Source organism: Flavobacterium frigidum, assembly GCF_048286735.1.
Classification (GTDB): Bacteria; Bacteroidota; Bacteroidia; order Flavobacteriales; family Flavobacteriaceae; genus Flavobacterium.
This window is the reverse complement of record NZ_JBLVPU010000024.1, coordinates 1-22046: the sequence shown is the minus strand read 5'-3', so window position 1 is coordinate 22046 and position 22046 is coordinate 1. Positions and strand designations below refer to the sequence as shown.

Sequence of the window (22046 nt, the reverse complement as noted above, 5' to 3'; positions counted from 1 at the left end):
TATTTTAAAACCCCAAACTAATGAAAATACTTATTGTAGATGACCAGGAATTGGTGTTGCTTTCTTTAGAGAAATGTTTAACAGATTTGGGTTATGAAGTGAAAAGTTCTAATAATGTTTTTGATGCTATAGCTAAATATGATGAATTTCTGCCAAGTCTTGTTATCGCGGATATTAATATGCCCGTATTTAGCAGTATAAGTGATACCGATCAGACAATTGATAACAGTGCAAAAGCAGCAGGTTTAGAGATTGTTAAACATATAAAAGTGATTAAAAAACATGACATACCTGTTATGATTTTGTCCGGTAATAATGATGAAGATGTAATTTTAAAAGGGTTTGAATTAGGAGTTTCAGATTACATGAAAAAACCTTTAAGCCTTAATGAGATAGGGGCAAGAGTCAAAAGACTTATCGGTGTAAATAAAGAAGGTTCTATTGACAATAATAATAGATTAATTCAAAATAACTGCATTGGAGTTGTGATTCCTTGTTACAATGAAGAATCTCGTTTGTCAGGCGCTGAATTTAAAAAATTTGTACATAAAAATTTAGGATATCATTTGTGTTTTGTAAATGATGGCAGTAAAGACAAGACACTTGAAGTTTTGCAAGAGTTGCGAAAAGGAAAAGAAGAGTATATCAGTATCTACGACTGCGAAAAAAACGGAGGAAAAGCCGAAGCGGTAAGACTAGGAATGTTGCATTTAGCAAAGCAAACGCAATTTGATTATATCGGTTTCTTAGATGCAGATTTGTCTACTAATTTTGAAGATTTTGATGATCTTGTACAAACGATATCCAATTCAAATTATAAAATTGTAAGCGGATCCCGTATCAATAGAATGGGAGCTGATATTGCTAAAGAATCAGCTAGAGCTATAATTAGTAAGACGATCAATCTAATTATTAGAAAAACTTTAGGAATGGATTTTAAAGACACACAGTGTGGTGCTAAAATAATGAGTAAAGAGGTTATAGAAAAAACGTTTCAAAAAAAGTTTCTGACTAAATGGTTGTTTGATGTTGAAATATTTATGAGAATGAGGAATATATACGGTCTCGAGGAAACTAAAAAAATGGTGTGCGAAAAGCCATTGAATAGATGGGTTCATATGGATGGTTCAAAACTATCATTTAGAGATTCATTTAAAATTATTTTCCAAATAGGTCAAATAGCGATTCATTATAAATAAAAGTACTTAAAAAAATAAGTGTTAAAGAGATTATGTAATTTGCATAGTCTCTTTTTTTGTAGATTTCAATTGGTTTTCATAAGTTTAACTAAGAAAAATGCAAAACGAAATCCAAGAATTACACAATTAGGCATTACTTTTGCGATTAAATGTCTAATAAAACTATAAACACTGATATAAATTCAGCTTATCATATGAAAGAACAATTTAAGAAGTTTTTAAACGAGGAACAAGACCCAAAAGCTATTGAAAAAATCGCTGTAAAATTGAGTGATTTATTAATGAAAAATGAAGAGATAGGGTATATCGCAGTGCAAAAAAAACCGGCTTTAACGGTTTTACCCGATGGTATTGTGATGACCAATAAAAGAATTATTATTTGTCAGCCTAAAAACCTTGGACTTTCAATGAATTTTATTGATTATACTTGGGATGAAATTGAAGGTACTTTTGTAAAAGAGAACATTCTGGGTTCTGAATTTTCTTTTACAACCAAAACTAATATGGAAGTTTCTATCGATTATATTCCTAAAATTCAGGCGCGTAAAATTTTTACTTATGCAAAAGAGCAATTGGATGTTTTGAAAAGTGGTTTGGCATTACATGCGACAGTTATTAATGAAGTTACTGAAATTTCGATAGAAGACGAAGTGGAGGTTATTGAAGAAATGGACACGGAAGAAGTAACTAGTTTTGTTGAAATAATGCCTGTTTCTCAGCCTCATTTCACTGCTGAAAATCACGATTTTGAATCGATTGCAACAAGTCCAAAAGACAAATCTTTAAGCGATTTATCACAAGACGAACTGTTTGAAAAACTACAGAATTATAAAAAATTACTAGACAACGGATTGATTCTACAAGGCGAATACGACGCTTTCAAAAAAGAGATTTTGAGTTTTATGTAAGTTCTCTTAAAGGTCGAAAGTCTTAAAATCAAAAGTCTTAAAGTTAGAAGGTTATTCTTGACTTTAAGACTTTTGACTTTTTAACTTGAGGATTATAGTGTTCTTTTTTGCTTTTCTACAAAATTATTAGATTGTAATTCGAGTAAATCAGTAGCGTTTTTTCGCTGTAAATCATACAGTTTTTTATCGTCAGCTATATCACCGTAGACTTTGTCGTGCATCGTGGCGCTAGTTTTTACAAGCAGAGTACGTTGGTATTTATCTTGTTCAATAGTTGCTTTCAACGCGGTTTCAAGATCTTCCAGTTTATAATCGTATTCCCCTTTTGGAGATAAAAGTTTAGCGATAATTGGAGACGTTTCAATGGCTAAAAACAAGAGCATGATAAAAAACGAAGGCAGCCATGGTAATTTATCCAAGGCATTAATTCGTGCCATTAAACCGTCAAATCCATCAATAATAGGCTGCGATTCGGTAACTTTCTTATCTAAATCGGTTTGCAGTGTTTTAGTGTTTTTCTCCATAACAGCAATTTTAGCCAAGTTGGTTTTCTGCAAGGTGTCCAGTTCTTGTTTTGCTAAATCATGTTTGGCTATTTTTTCTTTAAAAACGGGGCCTTTACCTAGCTTTTTGGTTCCTGCGGTTCCTTCGGCTTCGGTGATGTACGTTTCATAAAGCGTATTGACTTCTTTTTCCTTATTGGTAATTTCCGATTTTAGTTTATCGATTTCTGTTTTATTTTTATCCAAATCCGATTTGAAATAATTCGCTACTTCCTTTTTATTATTTAGAGCCATCGCATTTTTCTCTTTCAACAAAACGGTATTGATTTCTTTCTCGAAAATTTTAATTTCTAATGGTTTCGAAATGACAATCGCAATGATGATGGCCAAAATAATTCGTGGAGTAGCTTGTAAAAATTCAGCACCAAACTGGTCTCTTTTTCGAATAGTAGAAACAATAAAACGATCTAAGTTAAAAATTAGCAGACTCCAAACAATACCAAAAGCGATAGCGGGATAGATGCTGTCAAATACGGTGAATAAGGCATACGCACTAGCTAAAAAAGCCATTACTGCAGTAAAAAAAACAGTGGCGCCAATACCTACATATTTGGTTTGTTCGCCTTCTGAGCAGCCGTCAAGTAGATCTTTGTCTGCGCCAGAGCAAAGGATGAAAAATGATTTAAACATGATTGATTATTTTTTGATGATTGTTTACAAATTTAACGCCAAAAAATGAATCATGGTATAAATACTTGATTTGTTTTTGATTACGATAGTTTTTATAAAAAAATAGAGCTGCTCTTTACGAACGGCTCTACTGGATTTGAATTAATAGTAACTTAAGCGTTTGGTGCTCCTTCCATGATTTCGGCATTAGCATATTCTTCAAATTTGGCAAAGTTTGCCTTGAATTTTGCGGCAAGCTCTGCTGCTTTAATATCGTATAATGCTGGATCTTCCCAGGTGTTTCTTGGATTCAATATTTCACTTGGTACATCTGGACAGCTTTGTGGTTTTGCAATTCCAAATACTTTGTGGTTTTCATAAGCCACGTCGTCTAATTCCCCGTTTAATGCTGCGGTAATCATGGCGCGTGTATATTTCAACTTCATTCTGCTTCCTATTCCGTAAGGTCCGCCAGTCCATCCTGTATTGATTAGCCATACTTTTACATTGGCATCTTTCATTTTTTTACTCAACATTTCAGCATATTTTGTTGGGTGAAGTGGCATAAAAGGTGCTCCAAAACAAGCAGAAAAATTAGGTTGCGGTTCCGTTACTCCTGCTTCAGTTCCTGCCACTTTTGCGGTGTAACCAGAGATAAAGTGGTACGCAGCTTGGCCTGGAGTCAGTCTAGAAATTGGAGGTAATATTCCAAAAGAATCAGCAGTTAGGAAAAAGATATTTTTTGGGTTTTTACCAATAGATCCTTCTTGAATATTGTCAATATGATAAATTGGGTAACTAACGCGAGTGTTTTGTGTTATGGAAACATCTTCAAAATCAACTGCTTTTGTTTCTTTGTCTAAAACTACATTTTCTAATATGGCGCCTTTTTTTATCGCTCTAAAAATATCTGGTTCATTCTCTTCAGTAAGGTTTATGACTTTAGCATAACAACCTCCTTCAAAATTAAAAACGGTGTTTTCATTGGTCCATCCGTGTTCATCATCACCTATTAATTTACGGTTTGGATCTGCAGATAAAGTTGTTTTTCCAGTTCCTGATAATCCAAAGAAAATAGCCGTATCACCATCTTTCCCTACATTGGCGCTACAGTGCATAGGTAATGTATTTTTGAAAACAGGTAAAATGAAATTTAAAGCAGAGAAAATTCCTTTTTTCATTTCTCCAGTATATCCGGTTCCGCCTATTAACACTACTTTTTTGGTGAAATCTAAAATAGCAAAATTGCTTTGGCGCGTTCCATCAATAGCAGGATCAGCCATAAAACTTGGAACGCAAAGTACAGTCCATTCTGGTGCAAAATTGGCAAGTTCAGCTGCTTCAGGTCGTAGGAACATATTGTAGCAAAATAAATTTGCCCATGGCGTTTCAGTGATTACGCGAACATTTAATCTATAATTTGGGTCAGAGCAAACGTATGCATCTCTTACAAAAACTTCTTTGTCAGCTAAATAAGTGGTTACTTTATTGCACAAAGCTTCAAAAGCAGCAGGTTCAAACGGAATATTTACTTTCCCCCACCAAACTAAATCTTCACTAATACTATCTCTTACGATAAAACGATCTTGAGGAGAGCGACCGGTATATTCACCTGTGTTAACCGCTAAAGCGCCTGTGGAGCTTTCTACTCCTTGATTAGTTTGTATGGTAATGTTGTGTAATTCTTCTGGAGATAACTGGTAGTGAATTTTGGTACTTTCAATTCCTAAATCTTTTAACGAAATCGATTGCGTGAAAAGGGTGTTGTTGTCCATAAATTTATTGTGTATAGTTACTTTTTTATAGAGTGCAAAAGTAGAAATTATATTTCAGTTAGTCTTTAATTCTTCTGATTTTGTGATTTTTATTTAACAGTGTTACTAATAAAAGTCCCCAAGCCATTATTAATAGTAGCCCGCCAATGGGTGTTACAAATCCGATGCGTTTAAAATCAAATGCCATAAGGTCATTTGTAGCCAATAAATAAATCGAACCAGAGAATAAAATCACGCCACTTAGTACTAAATAATAGATTGTTTTTTTAACCGCATCAGTTAATTCATTATATAAACCGATAAACAATAAAAACAACGCATGATACATTTGGTAGCGTACACCAGTTTCAAAAGTGGCCAACTGCTCTACCGCTAGGAATTTTTTTAAGCCATGAGCTCCAAAAGCGCCTAAAATAATGGCGATGATTCCCAAGATAGTGGCTGTTGTTACAATTTTTGATTTCATAGTGTTGTCTTTAATACAAAAGTATTTTATATCCCATACATATAAAAGGATTTGCGGGCTTAGTTTTACTCTACAAAGAAAAAATCGGCACTGTAATTTTGAATTTTAGAAATAAAACCGACTTCATTTGTTATAAATACAACAATTATGTATGTTTGTGTTACAAATATTTCAAAATGAGACAAATTTTAATCATCGGTGCGGGAAGATCAGCTTCATCTCTTATTCAATATCTTTTAGACAAATCCGAAAAAGAGAAGTTGCACCTTGTTATTGGTGATTTATCATTGGCTTTAGCCCAGCGTAAAACAAACGATCACAAAAACGCAACTGCAATAGCTTTAGATATTTATGATAATGAGCAACGAAAAAAAGCGATTGAAAATGCCGATATTGTCATCTCGATGTTGCCCGCTCATTTGCATATTGAAGTAGCAAGAGATTGTATTGTGTACAAAAAAAGTTTAGTTACTGCCTCCTATGTTAGTGATGCCATGCAGGAATTAGATGAAGCTGCCAAAGCAAATAATCTAATTTTCATGAATGAGATTGGACTTGATCCTGGAATTGATCACATGAGTGCGATGAAAGTGATAGATGCCATCAAGGAGAAAGGTGGCGAAATGATTCTTTTTGAGTCGTTTTGTGGCGGATTAGTTGCACCCGAATCGGATACGAATCTTTGGAATTATAAATTTACTTGGGCGCCGCGCAATGTGGTGCTTGCCGGTCAAGGTGGCGCTGCCAAGTTTATACAGGAAGGAACTTATAAATACATTCCGTACTGTAATTTGTTTCGCAGAACCGAGTTTTTACAAGTAGAAGGGTATGGTCGTTTTGAAGCATATTCTAACAGGGATTCGCTCAAATACCGCAGTGTGTATGGTTTAGATAATGTGCTTACGTTGTACAGAGGAACAATCCGAAGAGTAGGTTTCTCTAAAGCGTGGACCATGTTTGTGCAGTTAGGCATGACCGATGACAGTTACATAATGGAAAACTCAGAAAACATGAGTTACCGTGATTTTGTAAATTCATTTTTGCCGTATCACCCCACAGATTCTGTCGAAATCAAAACCCGTTTAATCTTAAAAATTGACCAAGATGACATTATGTGGGACAAGTTGCTAGAACTCGACTTGTTTAATCCTAATAAAATAGTGGGTTTGAAAGATGCTACACCCGCTAAAATTTTAGAAAAAATATTAACCGACAGTTGGACGCTCGAAGAAGACGACAAAGATATGATTGTCATGTACCATAAATTTGGTTATGAATTAAATGGCAACAAAGAGCAAATAGATTCAAAAATGGTTTGTATTGGCGACGATCAAACCTATACCGCCATGGCAAAAACAGTAGGATTACCCGTAGCGATGGCCACATTATTGATTTTGAATGGCAAAATTACCACGCCAGGCGTTCAATTGCCCATCCGCAAAGAAGTATATGAACCTATTTTAAAAGAATTAGAGGATTATGGCGTTATTTTCAAAGAAATTGCCATGCCGTATTTAGGATATAATCCAGATAAAGAGTTTAGTTAGAAGTAGTAATTATTAGTTTTTTTAGATTTTAGTTTGCTAAATCCGCTCCTTCTGATGTAAATCTACAGTTGCGGATTTTTTATGAATTTCAGCGAGTTTGTATTGGGATTTGGGCGTGACCCTGTAGTTGGCTTCGTCGTTCCTCCTAGCCACTTTGGGTCGGGCTGTTCGCTGCAATCTTTATGTTTCTTTAGAACCTGAAATAAATTCAGGTTAAAAAACACAAAGGATTTTCGCTGCCATCCCTCACGCAAGACATAGCAATGACGCGTCTTTTTTTTAATGACTTGTAAGAAAATCTTAATATATTTGAAAAATACGAAGTGAGGCAAACCTTTGTCAATATACATTGGTTTAGGTGTAAATATGAAGGTTTGTTTTGCTTATGAACTAGTTGTACGTCAGCTTAAAAAAAATCGTACTAAATAAAAGCCAAAAATGAAAGAAAAGCTAATTCAACTAAATAAGTCAAATAAAATTGAGAAATTTTCAATGTTCTTAATTTTACTTTTAATTCTACTTTTAGTTGCGATTTTCGCACAATACCATTTTACAAAATTAAATCTTACGAATCCGTTAATACCAAAATACATCGATTTTGAATTTTTTGAACCATATGCAAAAAAAGGTTTTATAATTTCAATTGGATTATTTATTGCTCTAACATTAAAATTCTTGAAACAAAATCTCTTGTCTTTAATCGTTTGTTCAATAATCATATGTGTTTATATTTTTACAGATTTCAATCCTGATTTTAGTAATTACACAAAATAAAAACTGAAAAATTCTATATCGTAATGAAAATTCGTAAATTTGAGATATGGAAAAAAAGAAATTTATAGAGCAACATTTTATTATAGATAGTTTGACTAATTCTATCTTAAATACAATCTCTGGCGACAGTTTCCAAACCGAAGTTATTCTACTTACAAAATCAGACTTAAAAGATATTATTAAAAAAAATGGTTGGAATTTTGATTGGAAATCTGAATTTAACGACATTAAAAAAGAAGTCTATAAATTAACCATTGAACATAATACAAATATTATTCAAGGATTATTAAGTATAACGATTGAAGCTGACCATATTTATATGGATTTATTAGAAAGTTCTCCATTCAACATTGGCGAAAACAAATTGTATGAAGGAGTTGCAGGAAATTTAGTTGCTTATGCTTGTAAGCTTTCTTTTCAGAAAGGATTTGACGGATTTGTTGCATTTACAGCAAAAACGCAATTAATTGAGCATTATGAAAAAACTTTAGGTGCATTTCATTTTAAAAATCAAAGAATGATTATTGATACTGATGCTTCAAAATTTTTGGTAGAAAAATATTTTAAAAACTAAAAATATGGGATTAATTAAAGAACCGAAAGGAATTGATTTTATTATTAAAAGCAAACCTTTGACAGATATAGAGCGAAAAGAAATTAGTGAATACATAAAATCGAAAAAAGAGCAATCTAAGACTCTTGAAGCGAAAAAAACTTTTATGAAACCGAAAATTAAGGTGTAAAATTTTGCCAATCGCCCAACAGCGAGAGATTCGTTGTGCGCGCTGCAGGAGCAATGAAACTCTGTTTGAATCCTCCATGGCGGACAAGCTGGAACCGGTCACTGGCAGGAACTATGGAGTTCTCTAAAATTTTTTAGAGATAATATAAAAAGGATTTAGCATCCTCTTTTTTTTGAAAAAGGATTTTTTGGGCGTGACCCTGCAAATTGCTTCGTCGTTCCTCCTCGCCACTATGGGTCGGGCAGTTCGCTGCAATCTTTGTTTTTTTTTAGAACCTGAAATAAATTCAGGTTAAAAAACACAAAGGATTTTCGCTGCCATCCGTCACGCAACGCATTTCAATGACGCGCCGTTTTTTACTAAATTTTAAGAAAATTTTAATATATTTGGGTAGCGCATTGCGAAACAACTTTTGCTAATCTACCCATGTTTAGGTGTATAAGAAGGTTTGTTACGCTTACATATCAGTTACCTGCAACCTTAACGCAACAGAATACTATGATAGACAAAATTGAATTAAAATCTGGATCATCTACAGGTCAGAAAAATCTAAATATTGACATTACACCTATAACTGTATTTGTAGGTCCGAATAATTCAGGAAAAAGCAGAATTTTAATTGAAATAGAAAACGCAATTAGAAATGGACAAGAACAAACTGGAGATTTAATTCTAAACAAAATAACATATACTTCTTTAATTGAAAATGAAATAGAAGAGGAAATTAACAACATAGAAGAATATCCCACATTAAATGACAATATTCAAAAAGGAAATAAAATTATTGGAAAACTTAATCCTCAAGATAATCAAGCTAAACGATTTGAAATAAATCCGCAAGATTTAATTAGAGAATCCTTAAACCCAAATTCACAAAGAAATTGGACTTTTCCAAAGTTCTTAAGTTTATACACTATTAGATTAGATGGAAGTAATAGATTAAATCTTTTAAGAGAACAAAGTGCTGGCGATTTACAATTAACACCTACAAATCATTTAGCTCATTTATTTTTAAATAACTCACTTCGGTCTGAAGTTAGAAGAATTATTTACGATGCATTTGAAAAGTATTATGTGATTGACCCAACTAAATCAGGATATCTAAGAGTTAGATTATCCGATACAGCACCAAAAACAGAACAACAAGAAAGAGGTTGGGATCAAGATGCTATTGATTTTCACAAGAAAGGTTTATTAATTGAAAACACTAGTGATGGCGTAAAAGCCTTTACAGGTATAATCACAACTATTTTAGCAGGAGATCCAAAAATAAGTTTAATTGATGAACCAGAAGCTTTTTTACACCCAGCATTGTCAAATAAACTTGGAAAAGAAATAGGACAATCATTACGGAATACAAATAAAAGACTTATTGCCGCTACACACAGTTCGTCTTTTTTAATGGGCTGTATTCAGTCAGGTTCTCCATTAAACATAGTCAGGCTAACTTATAAAAATGGAGTTGCAACATCTAGAATTTTAGAAAAGGAAAAAATTCTTTATTTAATGCGCCACCCTTTACTTCGTTCTACTGGTGTCTTAAATGGTCTTTTTTATGAAGCTGTAATTGTTACTGAAGCTGATTCAGACCGAGCTTTTTATCAAGAAATTAATGAAAGGTTAATAACAAAGAATGACCGTCGAGGTATTTCTAATTGTTTATTTCTGAACGCACAAAATAAGCAAACAGTATGGGATATTGTAAAACCTTTGAGAGAGTTAGGTATTCCTGCTGTAGGTATTGTAGATATTGATGTATTTAAAGAGGGTGGTCAAGTATTTACTAAATTACTTGAAGGAGCATATTTACCATCATTAAACCATAAATCTTTTCATAACCAAAGAAAAGAAATTTATGATAAGTTAAATGAAACAGAAAAAAGATGGAAAATTGAAGGTGGAATTGAGGTATTAGAGGGCGAAAATAAAGAAGCCTGTGAAAATTTTTTGAATCAACTAGATGAATATGGAGTTTTCATAGTTCGTAACGGAGAATTAGAAAGTTGGTTAAAGCATATGAAAATTGCTGGACACGGCTCTAAATGGTTAATTGATATTTTTTCTAAAATGGGCGAAAATCCTGATTCAAAAGATTACTTACAACCAGCAGGCAATGATGTATGGGAATTTATAGGTAAAATAAAAGAATGGATAGAACTTCCAACTAGAAAAGGTATTCCGAAATAAAAAAGGTAGCAGGTAACCGCCAATTTGAGTTATCTGGTATTTAGTGGTATTACCGTTTCGCATAAAGTTTTCGTTAAGCCGAAAATTGAGAGTTTACGAACTTCCAGCCATCTCAAAGCAGCAAAACGTTTAGTTTGATAAATCCGCTTCAAAAGAAGCGGATTTCTTTTTTACGATTATGATTTAGATTGAATCGTTATTGGTAAGCTGTACATTACTCTAACAGGGACGCCGTTCAGTTTTCCGGGAATCCAGTTCGGGCATGTTTTCAAAACACGTATGGCTTCTTCACCGGTTCCAAAACCAATATCACGTATGTTTTTTATGTCGCTTAAACTGCCGTCTTTTTCTATAACAAAGGTGATGTATACTTTTCCTTTTAAGTTAGGCTGCTTTGGAGTTTTAAAATTATTGCCAACAAATTTGTAAAATTCCATTATTCCTCCTGGGAAATCAGGTTTGGTAGTTATTCCTGCAGTATTGTAAATGTCAGTTTTGGTTGTCGCTTTAGCTTTATTTGGTTGCATTTTGATTGCTACTTCTTTGACCTTTTTTTTGCCCATTACTGTAATGTTAATTTCTTTACCTGGAAATTTCTTGTAGGCATTTTTTAAATTACTATTAAAATAGTTGTGTGTGTATAAATTATATTGATATTCTTGTGGATGTTTTTTTGTTCGTGCATTTTTGTAAATAAAACTTTTGGAGAATGATGCTATGTCATCAGCTTTGTATCTGTTTAATGTTGAGTTTGGGATATTTTTTCCGTCAATCCAAAAGGCACCATTTTTTTCGTTTTTCCAACTTTCAAATTCTTTTTTTGATGGTGACTTTTTTTGAGAAGGAGTTGGAAGATAGAATAGGAATCGTTTTTTTTCTTCTAAAGATAATTCTTCATATTTTTTATCAATTAGGATCTTTTTATTCTTGTCTTTAACAATTAATCGGACTCCGCTATAGTAAGAATCTCTTTTTTGTTTATCGGAAATGGTATTTTGCGCATTGCTTTTTGCATTGTTAACTTGTTTTTCTTGGGCAATACTTTCAACACATAAAAGTAAAATTAGACCAGTAAAACAAGGTAGCAAGATAATTTTTTTAAGTATTGCTTTTGATTTTGATGTGGTTTTTGTCATCATAAGTAATCGTTTTTTAGTTATTAAATAATTCAAATTACTGGCCAAGTAAAAAGTTTGGTTCTCGTTCGCTTTCGATAGCAATAAAGATTGATAGAACGGAACATTGTTATAGGATTTCACTACTTTCTCGTCAGCAAGAAATTCGTGGTTGAGTTGTATGGCTTTTTTGTAAAAAATAAAAATAGGGTTGAACCAAAAAACGGTTTTCAATAGTTCGATTAATAAAATATCCAACGTGTGTTTTTGATTCACATGCGTGAGTTCGTGTGTGTATAATTCGGCTTCAATTTCACGGTTGTTGTATTCTGTTTCGTTGATGAAAATCGTATTCAAGAAAGTGTGTGGCAGTGTTTTTTCGGGGACCAAAATCAATTTGGCATTCTTATAATTAATTGGTGTATTCATCTTCATTTTAGACGAAATCTTGATGATATTACTGAAAAAACGAATCGCCAAAACGAGTGTTACTACAGCATACAAACTCCATAATCCTATAGCCAAATAGTTTGTTTCCTCCAGTATTACAGCGCTTCCTTGCAATATATGGATATTTCCCGGATTGACTGTAGGTTGTGCTATTTCCTGAATGACCTCAATAGTTATGAATGGAAGTACCATCGAAAAAACAAGGCTGAACAACAAGTAAAACCTATTGAAAACGTGTATTTTTTCTTTTTCCAAAAACAAATAATACACCGCCAGTAGTACGAATAAAGTAATTGTCGATTTGATTAGAAAGTCGGTCATTTTTTCTTTTTTAGAATTTCACTGTCAATTAGATGTTTCTTACAACCATGCTAATAAAAACTGGCTTTGAAAATGTTCCTGCTTTTATGGTTTTTTCAATTACTTTATAAGAAACACTCTTTCTTTGTTTTTTTATAAGCATCTCACGTTCAGAGTTAGTGAATAAAGCATAATGATTGAGATTAGCACCATAAGGTTTACCGTTTCGTTCTGGACTGTAAAATCTTAGATAACCAGCAATTTCTTTTACACTATGTTTTTTTAAATCAATATTGTTTAATTTTTTTCCTTTAAATAGTCCAGAAAATTTAGAATCATTGGTCCAACTATCAAATTCTTTTTGTGTTGGTTTATTCATTGAGGTTTCTGTTGGAACATTGCTAATGTAGAGACGCTTTTCATTTGGCGTTAGTGCTTCGTATTTTTTGTCTAATAGAATTTTTTTCGAATTATCCTTCACAATCAATCGAACTCCTTTGTAATAAGCGTCTCTTTTTTTAATTTCAGACTGTTCGGTAGTTTTGTTGTTTGTGCTGGTTTGAGCAATTGTTTGTATGCACATTAAATTTATTAGTCCAGTTAAAAGCGGAATCAGAATAATTTTTTTTGTGATTGATTTTGAATTTGATGTGGTTTTTGTCATCATGAGTAATCGTTTTTTAGTTATTAAATAATTCAAATTACTGGTCAAGTAAAAAGTTGGGTTCGCGTTTGCCTTTGAGAGCAACAAAGATTGATAAAACGGAACATTGTTATAGGAGGTCACTACTTTCTCATCGGCAAGAAATTCGTGGTTGAGTTGAATGGCTTTTTTGTAAAAAATAAAAATAGGGTTGAACCAAAAAACAGTTTTCAATAGTTCGATGAATAAAATATCCAACGTGTGTTTTTGATTCACATGCGTGAGTTCGTGTGTGTACAATTCGGCTTCAATTTCACGGTTGTTGTATTCTGTTTCGTTGATGAAAATCGTACTCAGGAAAGTGTGCGGCAATATTTTTTCGGGAACCAAAATCAATTTGGCATTCTTATAATTAATTGGTGTATTTATCTTCATTTTAGACGAAATGGTGATGATATTACTGAAAAAACGAATCGCCAAAACGAGTGTTACTACAGCATACAAACTCCATATTCCTATAACCAAATAGTTTGTTTCCTCCAGTATTACAGCGCTTCCTTGCAGTATCTGGATATTTCCCGGATTGACTGTAGGCTGTGCTATTTCCTCAATGACTTCAATAGTTATAAATGGAATCACCATCGAAAAAACAAGACTGAACAACAGGTAAAACCTATTGAAAACGTGTATTTTTTCTTTTTCCAAAAACAAATAATACACTGCCAGTAGCACCAATAAAGTAATTGTCGATTTAATTAGAAAGTCGGTCATTTTTTCTTTTTTAGAATTTCACTGTCTATTATTTTCTTTAGATCTTCCAGTTCCGTTTGAGATAAATTGGTTTCAGTGGTAAAGAAAGAAGCAAATTGTGACGCCGAATTATTAAAGAAATTACTAATCAATCCGTTGACGTGTTTCGAGAAATAATCGGTTTTTTTGACCAAAGGATAATATTCCCGAGAGTTTCCAAATTCATTGTAGGCCACAAATTGCTTGTCGATCATTCTTTTTAATAAAGTAGCGATGGTTGTGGTTGCTGGTTTTGGTTTTGGGTAGGCTTCAAGCAAGTCTTTCATGAAGGCTTTCCCGAGTTTCCAAAGGTGTTCCATTACTTGTTCTTCGGCGTTCGTGAGTTGTTGCATGTTTATTTTTTAATTGGTGTAAATTTCTTGAATGGGTATTCCCTTTTCGTAGATTTTGGTTCCTAGCAAAACTCCTTCGGAGTCGTAAAATATCCATTCTCCTGTGGGTAGCCATTCTATTTTTGACTCGATTACCTCTTTTTTTGAAAATCCTATTTGTTGAATTTTTCCTGTATTGTGATATTTAATCACATGGCAACTGTTTTTTTTATATTTTTCTTTTGAAAGTAATCTATCGTTCATAAACTCTTTCCAAGTTCCAATTTTTTCTCCTTTTTTGTATCTTCCTGTTCCGACAGATACGATGTTCATGAAGTTTTCGGTTTGAATCCATTTACCTGTTTTTAATCCGTTTTTGGTTTGATTTATTTTGCAACTAGTCAAGCTTATGCAAAAAAGAATGATGATGATTATATACTGATTTTGGATTTTCATTTCTACAGATTAAAACATTGCTCTACAAATGTAGAATAAAAAATGAAATAAACAAATTTTTAAGAAAAATTATTTGGTGGTCAGGGATTTACAAGAGGATTTGGTGTTTAAGTCCTGTTAACTCCTTAGATCGATTTAATAATAGGCTCTAATGTAGCCATAAGAATTTTGTTTATATTTAAAAAAGGCAAACGAAACATACACTCGATATGTTGACCAAGTATTTTAGTACTTAATAAGTTCGGTGTGAAATTTTAAATTTCAAATAGTGCATTTGAGATATGAAATATAGGAAATGGAGTTTAGAAAACCACTTAAATATCAAAAAGTGGAAAAAAGCGAAAGAAAATTAAAGTTAATCACACAAATCAAATATTACCTTATCATCTTGAAGTATAAAATTGTTGTTATTCCAAAACTTAGAATCTTCTTTAAGTGTAATATTCTGATTTATTTTTTGAAGATGGCGCTCAATTTTTTCTACATTGGAATATTTAACATCAATAGACATTACATTATTCACTAAAAAGTTTTCACTTAAAATTACATTATCGGCTTTTGATATAATTATTGATTTATTTATGACATTACAATAATTTATAAAATATTTACCCTCATGTATTTTATATGTAAAAATTATTTTATGCAGCATTTGAGCCATTTTGGCTTTTTGATTCTTGATTTCAGAAGGCTCTCTTACAACGCAATGTTCATATTTTAGTACCGCAAAAGTTTCAGTATCTATATATAATATTCCAGATGATTTTTTTGGAGCAGGATAACCATATCCGGTAGAATATGATCCAGGCGAATTATTGACGAAACTAATTTTATAAACTTTTCTATCGTTATATAGCAAGACTTCCTCTTTTTTTAAATTGTAAGAAGACGTTTTATATAGTACATTAGATTTACTCAATATTACATCTCTGTCAAAAATAAATGCAAAATTAGTTATTTTACCATACTGATTATTAACATTATCTTCAACTAATGTACGCATTTGTTGTATTTCACCATATAATTCTTCGTCAGGTGTATTTACTCCTTTCATTCCATTAGAATTGTATGTATTAATAACCGCTTCTATGTTGGATGTAATTTTATTTTTTTTGATGATTTGAGTTCGGAAATAAAATTTTTGATTGTATGAATCTTGGTAATAGTTAAGTTCAATATTATTTCTTGCTTTTGTAACAATATCCTCGGCGGTCAATGATTTTCTTGCGGAATTAACAACAACTTCATCTAAAAATATCCCTTCAAATTTGTGTGATCTTAGTCTGATGTTTATCTGGTTTTTATTAGTTCGTATTAAGCTCGAAATATTGATTGTGTCCGAGGCGTATCCCATTGCGGAAATTATCAATTTGTCTTGAAAATCCTTTTTTTGAATAGTAAAACTAAAAGCACCATCTTTATTGGCAACAATACTTCTTTCAGTTTTCACTAGGGATACTTCTGCATTAGGTATTACTTTTCTATTTTTAGAATCTGTTATTATTCCAACAATAGAAAACACTTCTTCTTTAGAGTTGTTAATGACTGGTTTTGGATAACTTCTTATCTCTGGTTGGTATGATTTTTTAATAAACAGTAATCCATCAAATATAAAACTCCATTTTGCCTTGAAAGGAATATTTCCTAATGCAGAACAATAATAGCTATTATTTTCATTTTTATTAAACTCAAAAAAAGTTTTTGAATTAGGTTTGTCGTTTAACTGTTGCTCTATGCTATTAAATGGTGGTTTCAATATAGGAACTGGTTTTTCATCTACAATACCATATTCTCCCTCATAAGATGAAAAAGCAATGCTGTAAATTTGCTCGCCAAAGTGCTTTTTTAATAACTCGCCCATGGGAATTGCCCCTTCAAGTAATTTTGAGCCGTCACCTGTTTTGTAATCAGTATATCCAGTGTTTTTTATTTCATTATTTGCATATTGTTTGAAGTAATCTTCTGTCTGGTCAGTATATTCAATTTGGTTGATGTTTTTAGAAAAATGGTAAGAAGCTCCCCAACAAATCATCTTTTCGTTTGGGTAAATTTCAGATAAAAAAATAAGATTTTTTGCCATTTGCTCATCTCTAGGATTTTGAACAGCAATTTTTTGTTTTTGTAATTGCATAATATCAAATGACACATCGGCAATTTTACTAATAAAAACTTGTTTCATTATTTTTTCATCAAAATTTATATTTTCAATTTTATTGAACGAATCCATTATTAAATCAAAATTTTTATAAAGTTCAAGAGAATCTTTTTTATTAGATGCTACATCTTCTAAATCCCTTGAAACAAATGATTTTTCTATACTTGTGATTACGCTTTCAGAAAAAGTAATTTTTCTATTTTGAAATAATTTTATTAAATCATCCATATAATGATTCTTAAATATAGACCCTTCTTGGGAATCAAAACCTAGAATCTTTATAGGATCATTTTGTTTTGCTCGTTCGTTTACATAATCCATTAAATTTTGGAATGCTTTTGTGTCAGACCATATTCCAAAAACAGCTTCACTGAAAATTGAAATGTTTGATTTATTTTCAGAATACTGTTTAAATGCTTTATAATGGTCATAAAAACCACTTTCAAAAACAATTGTATTGTATCCCATTTTTTCGTGAAGGTATTTTACAATTTCAACTTTTTCGTCAAATGTAGCTCCGTCTCCATGTGATTGTTCTCCTAATAAAACTATCTTTTTTGATTTAATTACATTTTCTAAAAAAGAGTAATCATTCGCAGTGTTTATTATGATAGACTTCCCTTCAATTGGAGTTTGAGGAAAAACAAGGTTGTAAAACAAGCTTATAAGAACAGTTGTGAATATTTTCATATTATTTTTGAATCATTTTAAGATACTATTTCGCAAATCGAAAGATACCGCCTTTCATTACGCTATTGTTTTGTAAATTTAATGATTATATTTGAAAGAAAATAAAGATAAAAAATGATTTCAAAAAACCATCAATCCTAAATAGCTTGGATATGCATAAGGTGTACCTGATGGCGCAGAATTAATACGTCAGTTCGGATGAAGACTCGGATGCATTCCGTGCCCACTCCTATTGGCAACAACAAATCAAAAAAAACATTTCTTTATTAAACAAGAAAGACTACACCTTTTTACAAAATATAGCTTTTTGACTTGTTTTGTTTGTTCAACTTTGCGGGTAGGGATTTAACAGCAATAGTAATTAGATACGTAAGAAAATTTGCTTATATTTGAAAAACTCAAAACGAAACAGACTTTTGATAATTAACCAGATTTCGATTTCTTGGCTAAATTCAGTAGTGAGCTGTAACTTGAAGAAAAAAGTTCGTCTTAAAAAACATAAATACAAAACAAAAACGCCAACATAAATGGAAGATTTAAAATTAAAATTGCAACAGCTGCACCAAAGAGTTGATTCTTTAAAAGATCAGATTAATACAGAAGAAGCAACAAAAAATGCTTTTGTAATGCCTTTTATTCAAATTCTAGGGTATGATATTTTCAATCCAACAGAGGTGATACCTGAATTTGTTTGTGATATTGGAACTAAAAAGGGAGAAAAGATAGATTATGTAATCAAAAGAGATGGTGAGCCAATTTTAATAATTGAATGTAAGAATTGGAAAGAAAATGTTGATGCGCATAATTCGCAACTTCATAGATATTATCATGTTTCAAAATCGCGTTTTGGTGTTTTAACTAATGGACATATCTATAATTTTTATGCAGATTTAGAGAAACCAAATATAATGGATGAAAAACCATTTTTTACGTTAGATATTTCGAACTTAAAAGATACAAGTTTAAAAATTTTAGAAAACTTTTCTAAAAAAGGTTATAATCTTGAAGAAATTTTAGATTCGGCAGAAGGATTAAAATATATAAAAGCAATCCGAAACGAATTTGAAAAAGAAATACAAGAACCTTCAGATGAAATAGTTAAGCTTTTAGTTAATCGATTTTTCAATAAGCCATTGACAGCGAATAGATTAGCTACATTTAGAGAATATACTAAAAAAGCATTTTCTAGTTCGATCAATGAATCAATAAATTTCAGATTGAAAAATGCTCTAAATATTAATGAAACAGTTCCTTCAAAAGCCACTGAACATATTGCGGCAATAGATAATAATGCCGAAACACCAAAATTTATAACAACTGAAGAAGAAATTGAAGGCTCTCAGATAATTAAAGCAATTCTAAGAGAAATATTGCCCGCATCAAGAATTGCATTTAGAGATACACAATCGTATTTTGGGATATTATTAGACGATAACAATAGAAAACCTATTTGTCGTTTACATTTTAATTCATCTAATAAATATATTGAACTTTTCAACAACGGAAAAGATAATGGAGAGAAAAAACAAATATCTTCTATAGACGAAATTTATAATCATAAAGCTGAATTATTGGTAACAATTAAAAACTACGAATAAAACGTAAGAAAGGTAAAGCCAATTATTGCTTTAATCAAATAGGGTATTAGACTTAATATGTGTTTGGTTTTAAATTTGGGATGATTTGCTTCACCTTTTTTGCTATCGCTTTGGATGTATCTTAATACTATTCTTAATTTACTTCCGAAATTTTTGTAAGAAGAGAACGTCAAGCTTTGGAAAAACATCTATAAATTCATAAAAATCTTAAAATGGAGATTCTCAGGTGACTGATTTTAGTTTTTATCAACTAATGTTTTGTAGCCATCACTTAGAATTTCTCGAATCGATTGAGAAATTTTAAACATCCACCAAACATTACTAATATACTTTCTATGGATTTTAGATTTACAAAATATAGCTTTATTAATGCGCTATGGTCATTGATACCAATTTTTCCAACTTGGACATTGTTTCCTGGTCTTCTCGCGGCAATGGGCTTGGAAAAAATCACTAGTAACTGTGAAACTGGCTATTTAATTGTTCTTTGGTTTTCAGCAGTAACGGTAATTGGAATGATGGTTTTCTATGGCTATAGGTTGGACAATATTTTGCTAAAGACTGAGAGTGAAGTTAAACGTAATTTTAGATTTTATTCTTTGATCATATATACCTTATCAAATACTGTTTTATTAATTACTTTGCTTGGTGTGGATTTGGCATGTTACGGAGACGGCCAAACCTTGTTGATGTGCATCTTTTCAGGACCACTTGCAAGCTTAGTTCTTATTGCTTTTGGGTTTCTATTGGATTTAAAATAAAGTATTTCCACAATTTTTCTACAACTAAAACTATCTTGTCTCCTTTAAGAAATCTATCAACGAGCAATAGTTTGCGTTAAGGATGGAAGTGGAAATCCTTTTTATCCGCCTTTTCGGCGGATAAAAAGATTGAGAACGGACAGCCTGACCCGCTATTTTCGGCGGGGAACGCCCAAAAAAAATCCGCCCTGTTTAGAGCGGATTTAGTATGTAATGAAAGGAATTTATTTGGACAGCTCCACGAAATATTTGTAAAACAACGGGATGGTTTCGATTCCTTTGAGGTAATTGAAGATACCGAAGTGTTCGTTTGGCGAGTGAATGGCATCGCTGTCGAGACCAAATCCCATGAGGATAGTTTTGCTTTTTAGTTCTTTTTCGAATAACGCTACAATAGGAATACTTCCTCCGGAACGCACTGGAATGGCTGGTACGCCAAAAGTTTCGGTATACGCCATGTTTGCGGCTTTGTACCCAATGCTGTCTATTGGGGTTACGTAGCCTTGCCCGCCATGATGCGGTTTTACGAGTACGGTTACGCCTGCAGGGGCAATGCTGGTGAAATGTTTAGTGAACAATTCAGTGATGTGCTCCCAATCTTGATTCGGAACCAAACGCATCGAGATTTTGGCGAACGCTTTGCTCGCAATGACAGTTTTTGCGCCTTCGCCGGTGTAGCCACCCCAGATTCCGTTGACGTCTAAGGTAGGCCGAATGGAATTTCTTTCGTTCGTTACATAGCCTTTTTCGCCATAAATGTCGTTTAAGTCGAGTGCTTTCTTATAGTTTTCAAGGCTAAAAGGCGCTTTGGCCATTTCGGCTCTTTCCTCCGTAGATAGTTCTTCTACATTATCATAGAAACCAGGAATGGTAATGTGGTTGTTTTCATCATGAAGCGAAGCAATCATTTTGGCCAACACATTGATAGGATTCGCAACGGCGCCTCCGTACAATCCGGAATGTAAGTCGCGGTTTGGACCTGTAACTTCAACTTCTACGTAGCTTAATCCACGTAAACCAGTGGTGATAGACGGTTGCTGATTCGAAATCATTCCGGTATCTGAAATTAAAATTACATCGTTTTTTAGTTTTTCTTGGTTCCGTTCTACAAACCAGCTCAAACTTTTAGAGCCAATTTCTTCCTCGCCTTCAATCATAAACTTCACGTTGCAAGGTAAAGTGTTGGATTGAACCATATATTCTAATGCTTTTACGTGCATGTACATTTGACCCTTGTCATCACACGATCCACGGGCAAAAATAGCGCCTTCGGGATGAATGTCGGTTTTTTTGATTACGGGTTCAAATGGGGGTGAAGTCCAAAGTTCCAATGGATCTGGTGGTTGTACATCATAATGTCCGTACACTAAAACGGTAGGTAAGTTAGGGTCGATGATTTTTTCGGCATACACGATTGGGTAGCCTGGTGTGTCGCAAATTTCGACTAGATCGCAGCCGGCTTTCTCCAAACTGGCTTTTACGGCATCGGCAGTTTCAAAAACATCATGTGAGTAGGCGGTGTCGGCACTTACAGATGGAATTTTTAGTAATTCGATTAACTCGTTGATAAAGCGATCTTTGTGTTCTTGAACGTATGCTTTAATATTTTCCATTAGGTGAATTTTGTTTGTATGTTCAAAAGTACAAAAAGAGTATGAATATTTTTTATCAAAATTGTTTTGAAAATAAGAAGTTAAGTGTATCTTTGCACCCACAATTGCGCGGATATGGTGAAATTGGTAGACATGCCAGACTTAGGATCTGGTGCCGCAAGGCGTGTAGGTTCGAGTCCTATTATCCGCACAAAAAGCCCAAACGAAAGTTTGGGCTTTTTTTGTGGAGTTAGGGCGAGAAGTTTATCCCGATTTTAGGATCAATCCCAAAACCTGTGGGGAAGCAAAAATTAAGCATAAATATTAGTTAGTCTAAAAAGGAAGAATTCTATATTTCTAACTCCTCTGAATTGAGATCTAAATGCTTTTATTT

At 32.7% G+C, this 22046-nt stretch carries 17 protein-coding genes and 1 tRNA gene; 9 read left to right on the top strand and 9 right to left on the bottom strand.

What is annotated here, in order from left to right; translation table 11 throughout:
• Nucleotides 1-20 precede the first annotated feature (20 nt).
• Together ACNQGO_RS13250 and ACNQGO_RS13245 are read left to right on the top strand one after the other, a co-directional pair.
• Entirely contained in the window at nucleotides 21-1199 is a 1179-nt protein-coding gene (locus tag ACNQGO_RS13250) for a glycosyltransferase (RefSeq protein ID WP_417985554.1), read from the top strand.
• A gap of 194 nt (nucleotides 1200-1393) precedes the next feature.
• Nucleotides 1394-2107 carry a PH domain-containing protein gene (locus ACNQGO_RS13245; RefSeq protein WP_417985553.1) on the top strand — a complete coding sequence of 238 codons (714 nt, stop codon included), beginning with the start codon at nucleotides 1394-1396 and terminating at the stop codon, nucleotides 2105-2107.
• Between the two features lie 92 nt (nucleotides 2108-2199).
• Here ACNQGO_RS13245 and ACNQGO_RS13240 read toward each other — a convergent pair whose 3' ends face one another.
• The 3 genes from ACNQGO_RS13240 to ACNQGO_RS13230 all read right to left on the bottom strand — a co-directional run bounded on the left by ACNQGO_RS13240 (nucleotide 2200) and on the right by ACNQGO_RS13230 (nucleotide 5520).
• Nucleotides 2200-3300: a DUF4407 domain-containing protein gene (locus ACNQGO_RS13240; protein ID WP_417985552.1), complete on the bottom strand. Its 1101-nt coding sequence runs from the start codon at nucleotides 3298-3300 to the stop codon at nucleotides 2200-2202.
• A 152-nt stretch (nucleotides 3301-3452) separates the two neighbouring features.
• Nucleotides 3453-5054 (bottom strand): phosphoenolpyruvate carboxykinase (ATP), encoded by a 1602-nt coding sequence (gene pckA, locus ACNQGO_RS13235; RefSeq protein ID WP_417985551.1) that lies wholly within the window; start codon nucleotides 5052-5054, stop codon nucleotides 3453-3455.
• Between the two features lie 58 nt (nucleotides 5055-5112).
• A complete protein-coding gene (locus tag ACNQGO_RS13230) occupies nucleotides 5113-5520 on the bottom strand; it encodes a DUF423 domain-containing protein (protein WP_417985550.1) in 408 nt (135 codons plus the stop codon).
• A 176-nt stretch (nucleotides 5521-5696) separates the two neighbouring features.
• Here ACNQGO_RS13230 and ACNQGO_RS13225 point away from each other — a divergent pair, with 176 nt between their 5' ends.
• The 4 genes from ACNQGO_RS13225 (at nucleotide 5697) to ACNQGO_RS13210 (ending at nucleotide 10771) form a co-directional block, all read left to right on the top strand.
• Nucleotides 5697-7067: a saccharopine dehydrogenase family protein gene (locus ACNQGO_RS13225; RefSeq protein ID WP_417985549.1), complete on the top strand. Its 1371-nt coding sequence runs from the start codon at nucleotides 5697-5699 to the stop codon at nucleotides 7065-7067.
• A gap of 820 nt (nucleotides 7068-7887) precedes the next feature.
• Entirely contained in the window at nucleotides 7888-8415 is a 528-nt protein-coding gene (locus tag ACNQGO_RS13220) for a hypothetical protein (protein ID WP_417945023.1), read from the top strand.
• A gap of 4 nt (nucleotides 8416-8419) precedes the next feature.
• The gene (locus tag ACNQGO_RS13215; protein WP_417945021.1) at nucleotides 8420-8584 is read left to right on the top strand and encodes a hypothetical protein; all 165 of its coding nucleotides are present in this window, start codon (nucleotides 8420-8422) and stop codon (nucleotides 8582-8584) included.
• A gap of 498 nt (nucleotides 8585-9082) precedes the next feature.
• Nucleotides 9083-10771, top strand: a complete 1689-nt coding sequence (locus ACNQGO_RS13210; RefSeq protein ID WP_417945019.1) for an ATP-dependent nuclease — start codon at nucleotides 9083-9085, stop codon at nucleotides 10769-10771.
• A 176-nt stretch (nucleotides 10772-10947) separates the two neighbouring features.
• Here the strand turns inward: ACNQGO_RS13210 and ACNQGO_RS13205 are convergent, their stop codons facing one another.
• The 5 genes from ACNQGO_RS13205 to ACNQGO_RS13185 all read right to left on the bottom strand — a co-directional run bounded on the left by ACNQGO_RS13205 (nucleotide 10948) and on the right by ACNQGO_RS13185 (nucleotide 17701).
• Nucleotides 10948-12657, bottom strand: a complete 1710-nt coding sequence (locus ACNQGO_RS13205) for a M56 family metallopeptidase (RefSeq protein ID WP_417985548.1) — start codon at nucleotides 12655-12657, stop codon at nucleotides 10948-10950.
• A 28-nt stretch (nucleotides 12658-12685) separates the two neighbouring features.
• Nucleotides 12686-14050: a M56 family metallopeptidase gene (locus tag ACNQGO_RS13200; RefSeq protein ID WP_417985547.1), complete on the bottom strand. Its 1365-nt coding sequence runs from the start codon at nucleotides 14048-14050 to the stop codon at nucleotides 12686-12688.
• Entirely contained in the window at nucleotides 14047-14421 is a 375-nt protein-coding gene (locus ACNQGO_RS13195) for a BlaI/MecI/CopY family transcriptional regulator (protein ID WP_417985546.1), read from the bottom strand. The genes ACNQGO_RS13200 and ACNQGO_RS13195 overlap by 4 nt, the downstream gene beginning before the upstream one ends.
• Nucleotides 14422-14430: 9 nt before the next feature.
• On the bottom strand, nucleotides 14431-14856 hold the full coding sequence (locus ACNQGO_RS13190; RefSeq protein ID WP_417985545.1) for a toxin-antitoxin system YwqK family antitoxin: 426 nt from the start codon (nucleotides 14854-14856) through the stop codon (nucleotides 14431-14433).
• 355 nt (nucleotides 14857-15211) lie between these two features.
• Nucleotides 15212-17701, bottom strand: a complete 2490-nt coding sequence (locus ACNQGO_RS13185; protein ID WP_417985544.1) for an erythromycin esterase family protein — start codon at nucleotides 17699-17701, stop codon at nucleotides 15212-15214.
• A 527-nt stretch (nucleotides 17702-18228) separates the two neighbouring features.
• Between ACNQGO_RS13185 and ACNQGO_RS13180 the strand changes: the two genes are divergently transcribed.
• The gene (locus ACNQGO_RS13180) at nucleotides 18229-19299 is read left to right on the top strand and encodes a type I restriction endonuclease (protein ID WP_417971978.1); all 1071 of its coding nucleotides are present in this window, start codon (nucleotides 18229-18231) and stop codon (nucleotides 19297-19299) included.
• Nucleotides 19300-19634: 335 nt separating this feature from the next.
• Nucleotides 19635-20060, top strand: coding sequence for a hypothetical protein (locus tag ACNQGO_RS13175; protein WP_417985543.1), 426 nt, complete (start codon nucleotides 19635-19637; stop codon nucleotides 20058-20060).
• Between the two features lie 224 nt (nucleotides 20061-20284).
• Here ACNQGO_RS13175 and ACNQGO_RS13170 read toward each other — a convergent pair whose 3' ends face one another.
• Nucleotides 20285-21673, bottom strand: coding sequence for a dipeptidase (locus tag ACNQGO_RS13170; RefSeq protein ID WP_417985542.1), 1389 nt, complete (start codon nucleotides 21671-21673; stop codon nucleotides 20285-20287).
• Between the two features lie 108 nt (nucleotides 21674-21781).
• On the opposite strand from ACNQGO_RS13170, the gene ACNQGO_RS13165 reads away from it, so the two are divergent.
• A tRNA-Leu gene (locus tag ACNQGO_RS13165) sits at nucleotides 21782-21863 on the top strand.
• Nucleotides 21864-22046 lie beyond the last annotated feature (183 nt).